This is a genomic window from Arthrobacter sp. Y3223065, assembly GCF_059090885.1.
The window spans coordinates 71,951-85,914 of record NZ_JBNHGC010000006.1; the positions used below are offsets into that span (position 1 = coordinate 71,951).

Below are 13,964 nucleotides of genomic sequence, written 5' to 3' on the forward strand. Positions count from 1 at the left end.
TTCGTTGGTTCAAGGCCTTTGGACGGTCGTTCCATCATTGACGCCACCTAAGCGTGTGGCAACCCCGGCAGGACAAGGCGGCGCCCGGCCCGGCACACGTGGCCCGCGATCAGTTCAGGAAGAGCTTGCGCAGCCTGCCGGTGGTCAAGATCAGCCCGAGCACAATCATGACCAGGGAGTACAGGATGTGGATCCACGTGGCGGCAGTGAAGGCGCCGACGCTGAGCTGGCGCAGCAGTTCCACGCCGTGCCAGAGCGGAAAGGCTTGGATCAGCCACTGGATCGGCTCCGGGTAGACGCTGAGCGGGTAGAAAGTCGCGGAGAAAAGGAACATCGGCAGCATGATGAAGTTGATCCAGTCCATCTGCTGGAACGTCTTCATGTAGCTGGTGATCGCCATGCCGAACGATGCGAAGCCGAAGGCGACCACCACGGCTGCGGGGATCATCAGCAGCGCCCAGGGCGAGGTGATCAGCCCCATGGCGCCCATCACGGCGGTGAAGCCGGTGGCGTAGAGCGCTCCCCGCATCAGCGCCAGCAGGATTTCGCCGAGCGCCACGTCCAGCGGTCCCAGGGACGTGTACAACATGCCTTCGTAGAGCTTGGCGAAGTTCAGTTTGAAGAAGACGTTCCAGGTGGAGTCGTACACCGCGCCGTTCATCGCCGAGACGGCCAGCAGCGCCGGCGCTATGTAGTTCGCATAGCCGATTTCGGTTCCGCCGGGCCCGCTGATGGTGCCGATCAGCGAGCCCAAACCGATGCCCATGGCCACCAGGTAGAGGACCGGCTCGACGAAGCCGCTGACCATGATCGCCCAGTTGGTTCCCCAGGTGGCCTTGACGCCGCGTGCGAAGACCGCGCGGACGTTGCCGGCATAGAGGGAGCCTAACGGGCGGCGCACCGGCTCGAGCCGAGGCGGATGCGGGAGAACGTGCTGGCTCATTTGCCCAGCCTCCTGATATAGATTCGGCGCGCGAGGAGCCAGCCGGCCGCGCAGAGGACGGCCATGTAGGCGACATGCAGCACGGTCAGCCATGCCGGTTCAACATAGCCGTAGCTGAGCACCCTGCCCAGTTCCGTCGAATGCCACAGGGGCGAGATCCAGCCGATCCAGCGGACCAGCAGCGGCATGGCCTCCAGCGGGAAGAACGTGCCGGAGAAGAGGAACAGCGGCATCACGATGAACCGCTGCACCAGCGCGAATTGCCCGCGGTCTTCTTCGATGCTGGCCGAGTACGCCATCAGCGGCAGTCCGAAGGCCATCCCACCCAGGGCCGCTGTGATGACCATCAGCCAGGCGCTGGCCTCGGTCACCGCGCCGAAGATGACCAGGCAGAGGAAATACAATCCGGTGGTCAGCAGCAGCCGGGCCAGCACGCCCATCGAGTGCCCGTTGACCAGTTGGTGGCTCTGCAGGGGCGAGGCGTTGGGGCCGTAGTAGGTCTTGCGCCATCTGAACCCCGACATCACCGAGTACGTGTTCTCTTCGCTGGCCACCATGATCGCGGCGGTCGCCAGGAGGGCAGGCGCCACGAAGACCAGGTACGGTACGGACTGGCCGTTTCCGGCGTCGAGCGAGGCGTTGGTGTTGGCGTCCACCAACGTGGCCAGCCCGACGCCCATGGCAAACAGGTAAACCAGCGGCGTGCCGACCGCCGTCATCAGGACCGTCCAGCCGTAGCCGCGCAACTGCCGCAGCCAATGCTCCAGAAAGTAGACCGAGCCGAAGTTCCGGGCGCGTTCGGCCGACTGCAGCGGGGTCAGCGGCGAGCGCAGGCCGGTGACGGGCCGTGTCAGGGCATCGACTTCGCGTAGCGACAACTCCTCCGGGGCGCGCGTATCGACCGCGCCCGAGGGGGCCGCGGCGTCCGGCGCGGCGGCCGGAGCGGCTCCGGCTCCCCCGGACTCCTGGGCCGGCGCCGGTGGTACTTCGGCGGGGCGCGCGGTGATCTCCTTGTCCTGCCCGCCCGGCACCTGCGTGGGCTGTTGCTCAGTCAATGAGGCTCCTGCCGGTCAGCCGGAGGAAGACGTCCTCCAGGCTGGAGCGCCGTACCAGGGAGGTGATCGGGCGCAGGCCGCGGTTGGACACCTGCTCGAGCGCCGCCTCGCCGTCGTCGGCATAGACCAGGACACGGTCCGGCAGCGTTTCAAGCCGCTCCCCGATGCCGGCCAGTTCCGGCGCCACGGTGGTATTTCGCTCGGAACCGAAACGAAGCTCCAGGACCTCGCGGGTGGAATGTTCGCGGATCAGGGCGGCCGGCGACCCTTCCGCCATGATCTTGCCCTTGTCCACCACGATCAGGCGGTCGCACAGCTGCTCGGCCTCGTCCATGTAGTGCGTGGTCAGGATCAGGGTCACCCCCGCTTCCTTGAGCCGGAAGAGCCGGTCCCACAGGATGTGGCGCGCCTGCGGATCGAGCCCGGTGGTGGGCTCGTCGAGCAGCAGCACCTTCGGGTCGTTCATCAGCGAACGGGCGATGGTCAGCCGCCGTTTCATGCCGCCCGAAAGGGCGTCGACCTTGGCCTTGGCCTTGTCCGTCAGCTGCGCGAACTCCAGCAGCTCGTCCGCCTTGGGCCGCAGGTAGGAGTACGGCAGGCCGAAGTAGCGGCCGTAGACAATCAGGTTGTCGCGGACCTTCAGCTCTTCATCCAGGTTGTCCTGCTGCGGCACGACGCCCAGGTGGGCCCGCACCTCCGGCCCGTGTCGGTCCGGGTCCAGGCCCATGATGCTCAGATCGCCGGACGTCCGCTGCGAAACGCCGCCGATCATCCGCATGGTCGTGGACTTGCCCGCACCGTTGGGCCCGAGCAGCCCGAACGACTCCCCCGCCGGGACTTCGAAGGAGATGCCGTCAACGGCGTTGAAATCGCCGTAGGTCTTCACGACGTTCCGGGCGGAAATGACGGGTGCGGACGTTTGCTGAGGCAACCGGTGTGAAAGGGATGTTTGAGGCACTGCTATAGCCTAGATCACATCAGCGATTGAGGAAAGCCAATCGGGGTCTCCCTTTTTGAGGTGCGGGGTGCATCAGCGGCCGGACCCACCGGGGCGGGCGCATGGGCCTCGACCGCATACCGGACCATCTCGGCGGCCCGGTCGGTCAGCCTGATCCCTTCGGGCCAGACGATCTTCACGCCGACGGGGCGGACCGCCGGTTCGATCGGCAACGCGGTGAAGCTCCGGCCCTCATACGTGGCATCGCCGGACGGGCGCTGCACCAAAACCGAGTAGCCGATGCCGCGCCCGACCAGCGAGCGGGTCAGTTCGAAGTCGGTGGTGCGGTATCGGATTCTCGGCACCACGGAAGCGTCGCGGAACACCGACATCGTGTGATGGCTGCTCGGCGGGGCATCAAGCAGGATCATCGGCTCCTCGGCCAACTCGGCCAGGCTTACGGCTTCCTGGCCGGCCAGCCGATGGCCGGCCGGCAACAGTGCGTAGGCATGCATGGCGTCGATCTGCACCGACTCCAGCCCGGGCCGCAGATCCATGTCGTAGACGATGGCCAGGTCCAGGTCCCCTGCGAACAGCTTGTCCTGCACGGCATCCTGGGTGCCTTCGACGAAGTCCAGCTGTACCTTCGGATGCTCGGCGGCAAAGCGCTCCAGCAGCTCGGGCAGGACGGTCGGCGCCAGGGTCAGGTAGCAGCCCACCACAAGCGGACCGGCCAGCTCTCCCCCGCCGCTGCTGGTGCTTAGCTCCAGCTCCTCGGCTTCGCGCAGGAAGGCCGCCGCACGGGCATGCAGTTGCCGACCGGCCGGCGTCAGGCTGACACCGTGCGCCTTACGGCGGACCGTCAGCTGCGTGCCAAAAATACGTTCCAGTTCCTTCACGGCCGCAGCCACTGCAGTCTGCGAGACATGCAGTTCGTCGGCGGCGGCGGCGATAGTGCCGGCGTCGGCCACTGCGACGAAGTACGCCAATTGCCGCAGCGTGTACCGGACCAAGAGCTACTCCTGCCTTGCGAAATCAAATCAAAATTTTTCGGGGGATATTTCCCCTATTTATGAACTTTACCGGCGGATATGTCTGCTGTCACACTTTGAGGAGACAGACCTCACGCCCGGTAAGGGTGCGAACCCGCCGGCAAGGATCCGGGACACCGTCCCCGGACCAGCCACCACGAGGAGAGCGAGTATGACCGCCGCTACCGAAGCCCGCCCGGTCCCCACCGCGGATTGGGTCACCATCCCGGATCTCTATCGGAACCCGTATCCGATCTATCAACAGCTGCGTGACGAAGCGCCGGTGCATTGGGTTCCCTCGGTCAACCGGTACATGGTCACCAGCTACCAGGCCTGCCATGTGATCGAGCAGGACCAGGAGCGTTTTTCCGCCGACGAGACCAATTCGCTCATGAAGCGGGCCATGGGCCACTCGATGCTGCGCAAGGACGACCCGGAGCACGACGTGGACCGGAAATCCTACGGGAACGTGCTGCGGCCCAAAGCCATCAAGGAGCACTGGAACGCAATTTTCCAGGCCAACAGCGACAAGTACCTGGCGCAGCTGAAGGCGGCAGGCCCTGGCGCCGACTTCATCTGGGAGTATGCCGCTCCCTACGCTGCGGAAAACCTGCGGCTGATCATGGGTTTCCACAATGCCACGCAGGAAGACCTGCAGCGTTGGTCGCAGACGATGATCGACGGCACCGGCAACTACGCCGACGACCCGGACGTCTGGAGCAAGTCGGAAAAGTCGTACAACGAAGTCGACGACGCGATCGATGAAATTTTGCCCTACCTGCGCAAGAATCCGGATTCCAGCCTGCTGTCCGGCCTGACCTCCATGCCGATCCCGCTTGAGGCCATCCGGGCGAACATGAAGATGACCATCGGCGGCGGCCTGAACGAACCGCGCGACGTCCTGGGCACCACCGTGTGGGCGCTGCTGGCCAATCCGGACCAGTTGGCCCAGGTGCTGGCGGACGAGTCCCTTTACGCGCGCGCCTTCGAGGAATCCGTGCGCTGGGTGGCACCCATCGGAATGTACCCGCGGGAGGTCACCCGTGACACCGTGGTGGAGGGCATGCAACTGCCGGCCGGCGCCCGGCTGGGCATCGTCGTCGGCGCAGCCAACCGTGACCCGGAGGTGTTCGAGGACCCCGAATCCTTCAACATCAACCGGGAGAAGAAACCGCATCTGGCTTTCGGCGGCGGCAACCACTTCTGCGCCGGCGCCTGGGTGGCACGCGCGTCGGTGGCGCAGATCGCCATGCCGCAGGTTTTCCGCGAACTGCCCAACCTCCGCCTGGATCCGGACAACCCTCCGGTCGACGCCGGCTGGGTCTTCCGCGGCATGACTAAATTCCCGGTGCTCTGGGGATAAGGGCCGGCCCGCAGGGCGCCTCTCCCGCGACTCCCTCAAACCAACGCCTACAGCAAGGACGATTCCCCCATGGCAAAGATCAGCTTCCACCACTCCGACGGCAACGTTGACGTGCTCGACGTCGAGCCCGGCACCTCACTGATGCGCGCCGCCGTCACCAACGGCGTCGACGGCATCGTCGGCGAATGCGGCGGCCAGGCCATGTGCGCCACCTGCCACGTCTACGTTCGCCCCGAATACCTGGACGGGCTGCCCGAAATCGGCGACGACGAAGACGAAATGCTCGACTGCACCGCCGGCCCACGCGACGAAACCCGCAGCCGTCTCGGCTGCCAGATCACCGTCGGCGAAGGCCTCGAGCAAATCGAGGTCGACGTCCCCGACGACCAGATCTGAGCGTTCACGCAGGCGGTGGCGCTGCAGCGACGTCAGTGGGGTGCGGCCGGCGGCCGGTCTGAGCGAACCGCAATCAATGCTGACCGAAGCCGCCACTGCGCATTCCGGCCGCTGGGCCGGGCTGCTGCCCTACGATCAAGGTTCAGGCCCGAATCGAGGAGACGAACCTTGGCGAAAATCAGCTATCACCACTCCGATGGCAACGTCGACAGGCTGGACGCCGAACCCGGCATGACGGTCATGATGGCGGCGGTGATCAACGGTGTGGACGGCATCATTGGCGAGTGCGGCGGCCAGGCAATCTGCGCCACCTGCCACGTCTATGTCCGGCCCGAATACGCGGACGGGCTGCCGGAGATCGGCTCCGCCGAAGAAGAAATGCTCGAAACCACCGCGTCTCCCCGCGACGCGGCCCGCAGCCGCCTGGGCTGCCAACTCACCGCCGGCGACCACTTCGACGAACTCGAGGTCGACCTCCCCGACGAGCAGGCTTGACCGGGCCGTTTGCGCCCGGCTGCGCGTCCCCTACCGAAAGGCCCTCCATGAACAGCCCGGAAAACATCGTCATCGTTGGCAACGGCCAGGCCGGCATCCAGCTGGTGGATTCGCTGCGCAAGGAAGGCTACACCGGTGCCATCACCCTGCTCGGCGACGAGCGGCACCACCCCTACCAGCGGCCCCCGCTGTCCAAGGACTACCTGGCCGCCGGGAAGACCCCGGCCCCGCTCCCGCTTCGCCCGGAGAAATTCTTCACCACCAACGACGTCGATTCCCGCCTGGGCGTGCTCGCCACCTCGATCGACCGGGCGGCCAGGACCGTCACCCTCGATGACGGCACCACCCTGCCATATACGAAGCTGGTGCTCGCCACCGGGGCAGCCAACCGCGAACTGAGCGTGCCCGGTGCCGGCCTGCGAGGCATCCACGGCCTGCGCACCCTCACCGACGCCCAGGCCCTGCAAGTCCGCCTCGACACGGTGGGCTCCGTCGTCGTCATCGGTGCCGGTTTTATCGGCCTGGAGTTCGCCGCCGCCGCGCGCGCCCGCGGGCTGGACGTCACCGTCCTCGAGTACGCCGACCGGCCCATGGGCCGTGCCCTGACCCCCACGATGAGCGCGTTCTTCGCCGCGGCCCACCAGCGCCTCGGCGCGGACCTGCGCCTGGGCGAAGGCATCGCCTCCTTCGAAGCCGACGACGGGCACGTCACCGCGGCGGTCAGCACCACCGGCGAACGCTACCCCGCCGACCTGGTCCTGGTCGGTGTCGGCGTCGTCCCGCGCACCGAGCTCGCTTCGGCCGCCGGACTCGCGGTGGATAACGGCATCACCGTGGACGCCACCCTGTGCACCTCCGACCCGGACATCTACGCCATCGGCGACTGCGCGTCCTTCCCCAACGCCCACGCCGGCGCCCGCACCCGGCTCGAATCCGTGCAGAACGCCACCGACCAGGCCCGGCATGCCGCCCGCGCCATCCTCGGCGCCGAGCCCGGCGGCTACGCCGATCTGCCCTGGTTCTGGTCCAACCAGGGGCCGCTGCGCCTGCAGATCGCCGGCCTGGTTGCTCCCGGCGACGACCTCGTGCTCCGCGGCGACCCCGCCGACGAAAGGTTCTCCGTGTTCTGCTTCCGCAATGGCACCCTCGCCGCAGTCGAATCCGTCAACCAGCCCGCCGACCACATGGCCGCCCGCCGCCTCCTCGCCGCCGGCGGCACCCTCACCCCCGAACAGGCCGCCGACCCCGGTTTCGACTTCAAGGGCTACTCCAAACTGCAGCCGGCAGCGCTATAGCATCGCCGCCGGATGAGGCAGGCGGCGGCGGGGTAATGTTCCTTCGCCGCTGCCCAGTGCCTGCACTGCATGTCCCAGCACCGCCTCGGCCCTGGGACTGAGCACCATGGTGTCCGGCCAGATCGCACACATCGTGGTCTGCGACACGGGCGGCGACAACGGCCGCACCGCGACCGGAAGGCCTTCGACTGTCACGGCGGGGGCAGCCGGCCGGGACATCAGCAGCGCGTACCCCAGCCCCCGCCCGACCAAGGCCTGCACCAGCACGACCTGCGGCATGGACGTGGCAATGTACGGGCGCAGGCCGCGTTCCTCAAAGACGCGATACGTGTTGGCCGTGCTCGGACTCGACTCGTACATGATCAGGGGTTCGGCGGCGAGATCGGCCAAGTCCACCGTTGGCTGCGCGGCCAACGGATGTTCCGGCGGCAGCACCGCCTGCAACTCGGTCTGATAGATGGTGCGCTGGCTGTACCCGGCCGGGAGTTCCATGTCGTAAACCATGGCCAGGTCCAGCAGCCCGGCGTCCAGTGCGGGCAGCAGGTCGTCGTGGGAACCGACCGTGACGTCCACGCTGATACCCGGATACTGTTCGGGCAGGCGATCGAGCACGGAGGGCAGGACGGTGCTGGCAAAGCTCGCAAAGCACCCCAACCGCACGGGTCCCTTGAGCTCGCCGGCTGCGCCTGACAGGTCGTTGATCAGCGCTTCCGCATCGCGCAACAGCAGTCGAGCCCGTTGCGCGAAGAACTGGCCCGACGGGGTTAGTTGGAGGCCGCGCGCCTTTCGCCGCACGCAGAGCTGCTCACCCGCGGCCCGTTCCAAAGCCGTGATTGCCTGCGACAGCGCGGATTCCGAGATGTTCAGGCTGGCGGCAGCCGAGCTCAAGGTCGGATGGTCCGGGAGGGCAGCGAAGAGTTGAAGCTGGCGCAAGGTGAAATCGACCACAGTACTTCAGTCCAATCAAAGAAGTTCGCCGGTTATCTGAAGTTTACCGACGATTGCGAGGCGTGTCACAATGGTTGTCACGTTCAACGTTCTGCCCCGAACGGTGGCTGATCCCAACCGGCGGGCATCGCCGGGCTGCTGAGCAGACCCGGTGGCGGAACCACACGACCCGGGCCGAACAACCCGGCCTCGTCGTTCCCGCCCGCCTTAGCTCCACCCATCTGGTCACGCCGGTCTCCTCGACGTGACCGACCCAAGAGGACAACTATGAGCACTACAGTTTCCGGGCAATCGTCCGCCGCGAACCAGCGTCGCGTCGCGTTTGCCACCATCATCGGCACCACCATCGAGTGGTACGACTTCTTCATCTACGCCACGGCCGCGGGCCTGGTCTTCGCGCACCTGTTCTTCGAGCCGGCCGGCGAATCCATCGGGCTGCTTCTTGCCTTCGCCTCCGTTGGCATCAGCTTCCTGTTCCGGCCGCTGGGCGCCTTCCTGGCCGGCCACTACGGCGACAAGCTCGGCCGCCGCGCCATGCTGGTCATCACGTTGATGATGATGGGTGCAGCGACGACGCTGATCGGCGTCCTGCCCACCTATGAGACGGCCGGAATCCTGGCCCCGGTGCTGCTGCTCTCGCTGCGCATCCTGCAGGGCATCTCCGCCGGCGGTGAATGGGGCGGAGCCGTCCTGATGGCCGTGGAGCACGCCCCGCGTGACCGCCGCGGCCGCGCAGGTTCCTTCCCCCAGCTGGGTGTTCCGCTGGGCATGCTGCTCGCTTCGGGCGTCATGACTTTGATGACCGGCGTAATCTCCCCCGGCGAGGCCTTCCTTGAATGGGGCTGGCGCGTTCCGTTCCTGCTCAGCGTCGTGTTGATCGCCGTCGGCTACATGGTTCGCCGCTCGGTGGACGAGTCCCCGGTGTTCAAGGAAATCGCCGACAAGAAACAGCAGCAGAAGGTCCCCATCGTCGAACTGTTCCGCAAGCACTGGCTGCTGGTCATCCTGGCCGCACTGGTCTTCGCCGGCAACAACGCCGCCGGCTACATGGCCACCGGCGGGTTCATCCCCAGCTACGCCACCAGCGAAGCGGTAGGCATGGAGCGCACTGACGTGCTGCTGGCCATCACGTTCGCCTCGGCCATGTGGTTCATCTTCACCGGCCTGGCTGGCATACTGGCCGACAAGATTGGCCGCAAGCGCACCTACCTGATTGGTTTCGGCGCGCAGCTGCTGACGGTCTTCCCGCTGTTCTGGCTGATCGACACCGGCTCGCTGGGGATGCTGTACTTCGCACTGGCAATCTTCAGCGTCGGCCTGGGCTTGAGCTATGGCCCGCAGGCGGCCTGGTACAGCGAGATCTTCCCGGCCTCGGTGCGCTACTCGGGTGTCTCGATCGCCTACGCACTGGGCGCGATTCTTGGCGGCGCGTTCGCTCCGACCATCGCCCAGGCACTGATCAATTCCACCGGCACCAGCAGCTCCGTCTCGGCGTACTTGTTCGGCATGACGATCATCTCCATCATCGCCGTGCTGATCCTGCGCGACCGCCCGGGGATCGATCTGTCGATCAACAACCAGGCCGAACAGGAAGTCGGGGCTACTGTCTTCGACAAGCGGCGCGGTGTCTCCACCGATGACGCAGTCAAGGTCGGCGTCTAAACCAGCCAGGCTGTGCTGTAGTAACGCCAGCTGACTCAATACCGAGGCGGGTGTCCTGCCGGAGCAATTCCGGCAGGACACCCGCCTCGTGCGTCGTGCCTCGTCGCCTGTTTCGTCGGCCTCTCCATCGGGTTCGCTGCCTAAAGACTTGCAGCCGTTGCCGCAACGCGGTCACATGTCGCCACGTGCGAATCCTCGTGCAGAATGCCCTCGGTGGCACAACCGGCGTCGTACTGGTGCGACCAGAACATCCTGCGGGAGGGCCGGTTGTGAGCTCAGGCAGCTTGCTCCGCGGACCAACCACGCCGCTGCAGTGCCGCGGTGATTTTTTCGATCGCACGCTCTGCGCCGTTGGCCATGTGCCGTCTGGAGATCCGGACCTCGTCCCAGTCCGCTGACCGGGCCCGTTCCGCACGCTCAATGTCTCGCGCGATTTGCTCCGCTGCACCGTGGCCTCCGCCCTCGTATTCAATGGCGATCCGGTATTCAGGCAGGGACAGGTCCGGGCTGTGCAGCATGGCGCCGTCGTCGTCCCTGATCGGCTTGTTCACCTCGGGTTCCGGCAATCCCGCGCTCAGCATGGCCAGCCGGAGCTTGGTTTCGGGCGGAGAGTCGGCTCCGACCCGGGCCAAAGCCAAGGCTGCACGAGCCTTGCGCAGCCCCCGCTTTCCCGGGTGGCGGCTCAGCATGGCCCCAAGTTCCTCCCGGGTGCTGAATGGGGCCAAGCGCCCTTCGAACTCCGGCCGCGGAAGGCGGAGGAGGTAGTCGGCTATCACCACCAAGTCAGCCAGTTCGAGGGCCTCGGCCAGGTCCAGCCACGTCCGCGTGCGCGTCGTGATGCGCAGTCCATCCACGTAAACCACTTCATCCGGAACGAGCCCGGATCGATGACCCACCACGCCGGGTCGTTGCATCCGTGCGCCGGTGCTTGGGCGCGAGATATGAAGTCGCCGATCGAAGCCGGGGGCTGCAGGTTCGGGAAAGCCCCACAGGCGTGCCGCGGTGTCATGTGAGGCAGCGCTGGAATCGCTGACCCGCGTGAACGGCCGCACGCGGGCTGCGAGATCGAGGCCTGCCGGCTGGACGGCGCAGATGCCGCGGCTTATCCGGATGAAGCGGCGATGACGCAACTGGCTCTTGCTCAGTCCCGATTTCAAGCCGTCCTCGATGGTGAAGGCGGAGGCCTGCAGGTGTGGCGGCAGCGGCCGCAGCCGTGGCAGGCGCTGTTCGGGTCCCGGTCGACGTGCTGGGTTCATTCGGACATTATCTACAGCCGGCGCAATGGCGGGCGGAAGTTATTCACAGGCAGGGTTATCGAGTGGAGAAAAGGTGCAGCGAACGTCGGCGTGTCGCTGCACCTTTTCGCCAGTCCATTGTCACCAAAGTTGTCGCAGGCTCGGTTTCGGTGGCGGCCCAGGATTTGGCTAGCGGATCAGCCCGGCGGCCGCTCGCGAGTTGGTAGGGATCAGCCCGGCGGGCCGCGCGTGAGGCCCAGCCCCCGGCCGCAGGCCTTACGAGGTGAGGACAAGGCCAGCCGGAACCAAGCAACGTGGCCGGAAACGACGAGAGGGCGGCGTCCGGGATCCAGACACCGCCCTCTTGACGCTCAGCACAGGGTTCAGCCGGCCTGGCGCTCGGCGGCTCCCACGACGTTGGCCAGCAGCATGGCACGCGTCATCGGACCGACGCCGCCGGGATTGGGCGAGAGCCAGCTCGCCACGTTGCGGGCCTCAGGCTCCACGTCGCCGGTCACCCGGGCCTTGCCGTCCTCGTCCTCGACGCGGCTGACGCCAACGTCCAGCACGACGGCGCCCGGCTTGAGGTCGGATGCCTTAATCATGTGCGGCATCCCCGCGGCGGCAATCACGACGTCGGCCTCGCGCAGTTCCGCTGCGAGGTCCAACGTTCCGGTGTGGGCAAGGGTCACGGTGGCGTTGATCTCCTTGCGCGTCAGCAGCAGGCCCAGGGGCCGCCCTACGGTGACGCCACGGCCGACGACGAGCACGCGTTTGCCCGCCAGCTCGATGTCGTGGCGCAGCAGCAGCTCCACACAGCCGTGCGGGGTGCAGGGCAGCGGCGAGTCCAGCGGCTCGCCCACGTTGAGCACCAGCCGGCCCAGGTTCATCGGGTGCAGGCCGTCGGCGTCCTTGGCCGGGTCGATCTTCTCCAGGATGCGGTTCGTGTCGATGTGCTTGGGCAGCGGCAGCTGCACAATGTAACCGGTGCAGGTTGGGTCGGCGTTGAGCTCATCGAGGACCGCTTCGAGTTCCTCCTGCGAGACGGAATCAGGCAGGTCGCGACGGATCGACTCTATGCCCACTTCGGCGCAGTCTTTGTGCTTGCCGCCGACGTACCATTTACTGCCCGGGTCCTCACCGACCAGCACGGTACCCAGGCCGGGCACGATGCCCCTGGCCTTGAGCGCCGATACCCGTTCCGTGAGCTCGGTCTTGATCTGCGCCGCGGTGGCCGTGCCGTCCAAAACGCGGGCGGCCGGCGGGGTCGAGTTGAGGGTCATGTCACCACTCCTCGTGGCCGGGGTAGAGCGGGAAGTCGTCGGCGAGCTTCTTCACGCGGGCCCGCAAGGCGGCAGTATCGGCGCCGCCCTTGAGCGCGGTGGCGATGATGTCTGCAACCTCGGTGAATTCGGCAGCCCCGAAACCGCGGGTGGCCAGCGCCGGAGTGCCGATGCGCAGCCCCGACGTGACCATCGGCGGGCGCGGGTCGAACGGCACGGCGTTGCGGTTGACCGTAATACCTGCCTCGTGGAGCAGGTCTTCGGCCTGCTTGCCGTCCAGCTCGGAATTGCGCAGGTCCACCAGGACCAGGTGGACGTCGGTGCCGCCGGTCAGCACGGACACGCCGGCCTCGGCCACATCGGCGGCGGCCAAACGCTCGGCCAGGATCCGGGCGCCTTCGAGCACGCGCTCCTGGCGCTGCTTGAACTCCTCGCCTGCGGCAATCTTGAAGGCTACGGCCTTGGCAGCAACCACATGCATCAGCGGCCCGCCCTGCTGGCCCGGGAACACGGCCGAGTTGACCTTCTTGGCGAAGGCTTCCTTGCCCAGGATCACGCCGGAGCGAGGGCCGGAGAGGGTCTTGTGGACCGTGGAGGTGACAATGTCCGAGTGCGGCACCGGGTTCGGATGCAGGCCGGCGGCAACCAGCCCGGCGAAGTGTGCCATGTCGGTCCAAAGGTAGGCCCCGACCTCGTCGGCGATGGAACGGAACGCCTCGAAGTCCAGCTGGCGGGGGTACGCGGACCAGCCGGCCACCAGCACGTTCGGGCGCTCGGCCAGCGCCTGCTCGCGGACCTTGTCCATGTCCACCCGGAAGGTCTTCGGGTCGACCTCGTAGGCGGCGACCTGGTAGAGCTTGCCGGAAAAGTTCAGCTTCATGCCGTGCGTGAGGTGGCCGCCGTGCGCCAGGGACAGGCCCATCAGCTTGTCGCCCGGCTGGATCAGTGCGGAGAGGGCGGCCGCGTTGGCCTGGGCGCCGGCGTGCGGCTGCACGTTGGCGAATTCCGCGCCGAAAAGCGACTTGGCCCGCTCGATGGCCAGGTTCTCGGCGACGTCTACGTGCTCGCAGCCGCCGTAGTAGCGGCGTCCCGGGTACCCCTCGGCATATTTGTTGGTCAGGACCGAGCCCTGGACTTCGAGCACCGAACGCGGCGCGAAGTTCTCTGAGGCGATCATTTCGAGGGTGTCGCGCTGGCGGCCGAGTTCGGCGTCGATCACGGCGGCGATTTCAGGATCCACCTGGGACAACGGCAGATCGGTCACGGAGGGCGTAGAAGTCAAGGGAGAATCTCCTGGGTGGTGGGGCTTATCTCACTGCTA

13 protein-coding genes are annotated in these 13,964 nt (G+C 66.6%); 5 read left to right on the forward strand and 8 right to left on the reverse strand.

What is annotated here, in order from left to right; all coding sequences use genetic code 11:
• Nucleotides 1-109 precede the first annotated feature (109 nt).
• From AC5RUK_RS15335 to AC5RUK_RS15350, 4 genes are read right to left on the reverse strand one after another with little or no spacing between them, the layout of a single operon-like run.
• A complete protein-coding gene (locus AC5RUK_RS15335) occupies nucleotides 110-943 on the reverse strand; it encodes an ABC transporter permease (RefSeq protein ID WP_494152688.1) in 834 nt (277 codons plus the stop codon).
• The gene (locus AC5RUK_RS15340; protein ID WP_494152689.1) at nucleotides 940-1,998 is read right to left on the reverse strand and encodes an ABC transporter permease; all 1,059 of its coding nucleotides are present in this window, start codon (nucleotides 1,996-1,998) and stop codon (nucleotides 940-942) included. Before AC5RUK_RS15340 ends, AC5RUK_RS15335 begins: the two co-directional genes overlap by 4 nt.
• Nucleotides 1,991-2,956 carry an ABC transporter ATP-binding protein gene (locus AC5RUK_RS15345; protein WP_493987880.1) on the reverse strand — a complete coding sequence of 322 codons (966 nt, stop codon included), beginning with the start codon at nucleotides 2,954-2,956 and terminating at the stop codon, nucleotides 1,991-1,993. The genes AC5RUK_RS15340 and AC5RUK_RS15345 overlap by 8 nt, the downstream gene beginning before the upstream one ends.
• A gap of 14 nt (nucleotides 2,957-2,970) precedes the next feature.
• Nucleotides 2,971-3,948, reverse strand: a complete 978-nt coding sequence (locus AC5RUK_RS15350) for a LysR substrate-binding domain-containing protein (protein ID WP_494152690.1) — start codon at nucleotides 3,946-3,948, stop codon at nucleotides 2,971-2,973.
• 190 nt (nucleotides 3,949-4,138) lie between these two features.
• On the opposite strand from AC5RUK_RS15350, the gene AC5RUK_RS15355 reads away from it, so the two are divergent.
• The 4 genes from AC5RUK_RS15355 (at nucleotide 4,139) to AC5RUK_RS15370 (ending at nucleotide 7,515) form a co-directional block, all read left to right on the forward strand.
• Nucleotides 4,139-5,329: a cytochrome P450 gene (locus AC5RUK_RS15355; protein WP_494152691.1), complete on the forward strand. Its 1,191-nt coding sequence runs from the start codon at nucleotides 4,139-4,141 to the stop codon at nucleotides 5,327-5,329.
• A 69-nt stretch (nucleotides 5,330-5,398) separates the two neighbouring features.
• The gene (locus AC5RUK_RS15360; RefSeq protein ID WP_494152692.1) at nucleotides 5,399-5,725 is read left to right on the forward strand and encodes a 2Fe-2S iron-sulfur cluster-binding protein; all 327 of its coding nucleotides are present in this window, start codon (nucleotides 5,399-5,401) and stop codon (nucleotides 5,723-5,725) included.
• A 168-nt stretch (nucleotides 5,726-5,893) separates the two neighbouring features.
• The gene (locus tag AC5RUK_RS15365; RefSeq protein ID WP_493987876.1) at nucleotides 5,894-6,220 is read left to right on the forward strand and encodes a 2Fe-2S iron-sulfur cluster-binding protein; all 327 of its coding nucleotides are present in this window, start codon (nucleotides 5,894-5,896) and stop codon (nucleotides 6,218-6,220) included.
• Nucleotides 6,221-6,267: 47 nt separating this feature from the next.
• Nucleotides 6,268-7,515 carry an NAD(P)/FAD-dependent oxidoreductase gene (locus tag AC5RUK_RS15370; RefSeq protein ID WP_494152693.1) on the forward strand — a complete coding sequence of 416 codons (1,248 nt, stop codon included), beginning with the start codon at nucleotides 6,268-6,270 and terminating at the stop codon, nucleotides 7,513-7,515.
• On the opposite strand, the gene AC5RUK_RS15375 is transcribed toward AC5RUK_RS15370, so the two are convergent.
• The gene (locus AC5RUK_RS15375) at nucleotides 7,510-8,463 is read right to left on the reverse strand and encodes a LysR substrate-binding domain-containing protein (protein WP_494108117.1); all 954 of its coding nucleotides are present in this window, start codon (nucleotides 8,461-8,463) and stop codon (nucleotides 7,510-7,512) included. The genes AC5RUK_RS15370 and AC5RUK_RS15375 overlap by 6 nt on opposite strands.
• A 267-nt stretch (nucleotides 8,464-8,730) precedes the next feature.
• On the opposite strand from AC5RUK_RS15375, the gene AC5RUK_RS15380 reads away from it, so the two are divergent.
• Nucleotides 8,731-10,125 carry an MFS transporter gene (locus tag AC5RUK_RS15380; protein WP_493987873.1) on the forward strand — a complete coding sequence of 465 codons (1,395 nt, stop codon included), beginning with the start codon at nucleotides 8,731-8,733 and terminating at the stop codon, nucleotides 10,123-10,125.
• A 275-nt stretch (nucleotides 10,126-10,400) separates the two neighbouring features.
• On the opposite strand, the gene AC5RUK_RS15385 is transcribed toward AC5RUK_RS15380, so the two are convergent.
• From AC5RUK_RS15385 to glyA, 3 genes are all read right to left on the reverse strand, one after another.
• Nucleotides 10,401-11,381 carry a putative endonuclease domain-containing protein gene (locus tag AC5RUK_RS15385; protein ID WP_494152694.1) on the reverse strand — a complete coding sequence of 327 codons (981 nt, stop codon included), beginning with the start codon at nucleotides 11,379-11,381 and terminating at the stop codon, nucleotides 10,401-10,403.
• A 362-nt stretch (nucleotides 11,382-11,743) separates the two neighbouring features.
• A complete protein-coding gene (locus tag AC5RUK_RS15390; RefSeq protein WP_493987871.1) occupies nucleotides 11,744-12,643 on the reverse strand; it encodes a bifunctional methylenetetrahydrofolate dehydrogenase/methenyltetrahydrofolate cyclohydrolase in 900 nt (299 codons plus the stop codon).
• Between the two features lies 1 nt (nucleotide 12,644).
• Nucleotides 12,645-13,925 (reverse strand): serine hydroxymethyltransferase, encoded by a 1,281-nt coding sequence (gene glyA, locus AC5RUK_RS15395; RefSeq protein WP_494108119.1) that lies wholly within the window; start codon nucleotides 13,923-13,925, stop codon nucleotides 12,645-12,647.
• Between the last annotated feature and the right edge of the window lie 39 nt (nucleotides 13,926-13,964).

What these genes read in the sequence shown, in the direction of transcription:
- AC5RUK_RS15335 (WP_494152688.1), bottom strand. Translation starts at nt 943, where the DNA reads ATGAGCCAGCACGTTCTCCCGCATCCGCCTCGGCTCGAGCCGGTGCGC.
- AC5RUK_RS15355 (WP_494152691.1), top strand. Translation starts at nt 4,139, where the DNA reads ATGACCGCCGCTACCGAAGCCCGCCCGGTCCCCACCGCGGATTGGGTC.
- AC5RUK_RS15360 (WP_494152692.1), top strand. Translation starts at nt 5,399, where the DNA reads ATGGCAAAGATCAGCTTCCACCACTCCGACGGCAACGTTGACGTGCTC.
- AC5RUK_RS15370 (WP_494152693.1), top strand. Translation starts at nt 6,268, where the DNA reads ATGAACAGCCCGGAAAACATCGTCATCGTTGGCAACGGCCAGGCCGGC.
- AC5RUK_RS15380 (WP_493987873.1), top strand. Translation starts at nt 8,731, where the DNA reads ATGAGCACTACAGTTTCCGGGCAATCGTCCGCCGCGAACCAGCGTCGC.
- AC5RUK_RS15385 (WP_494152694.1), bottom strand. Translation starts at nt 11,381, where the DNA reads ATGAACCCAGCACGTCGACCGGGACCCGAACAGCGCCTGCCACGGCTG.
- AC5RUK_RS15390 (WP_493987871.1), bottom strand. Translation starts at nt 12,643, where the DNA reads ATGACCCTCAACTCGACCCCGCCGGCCGCCCGCGTTTTGGACGGCACG.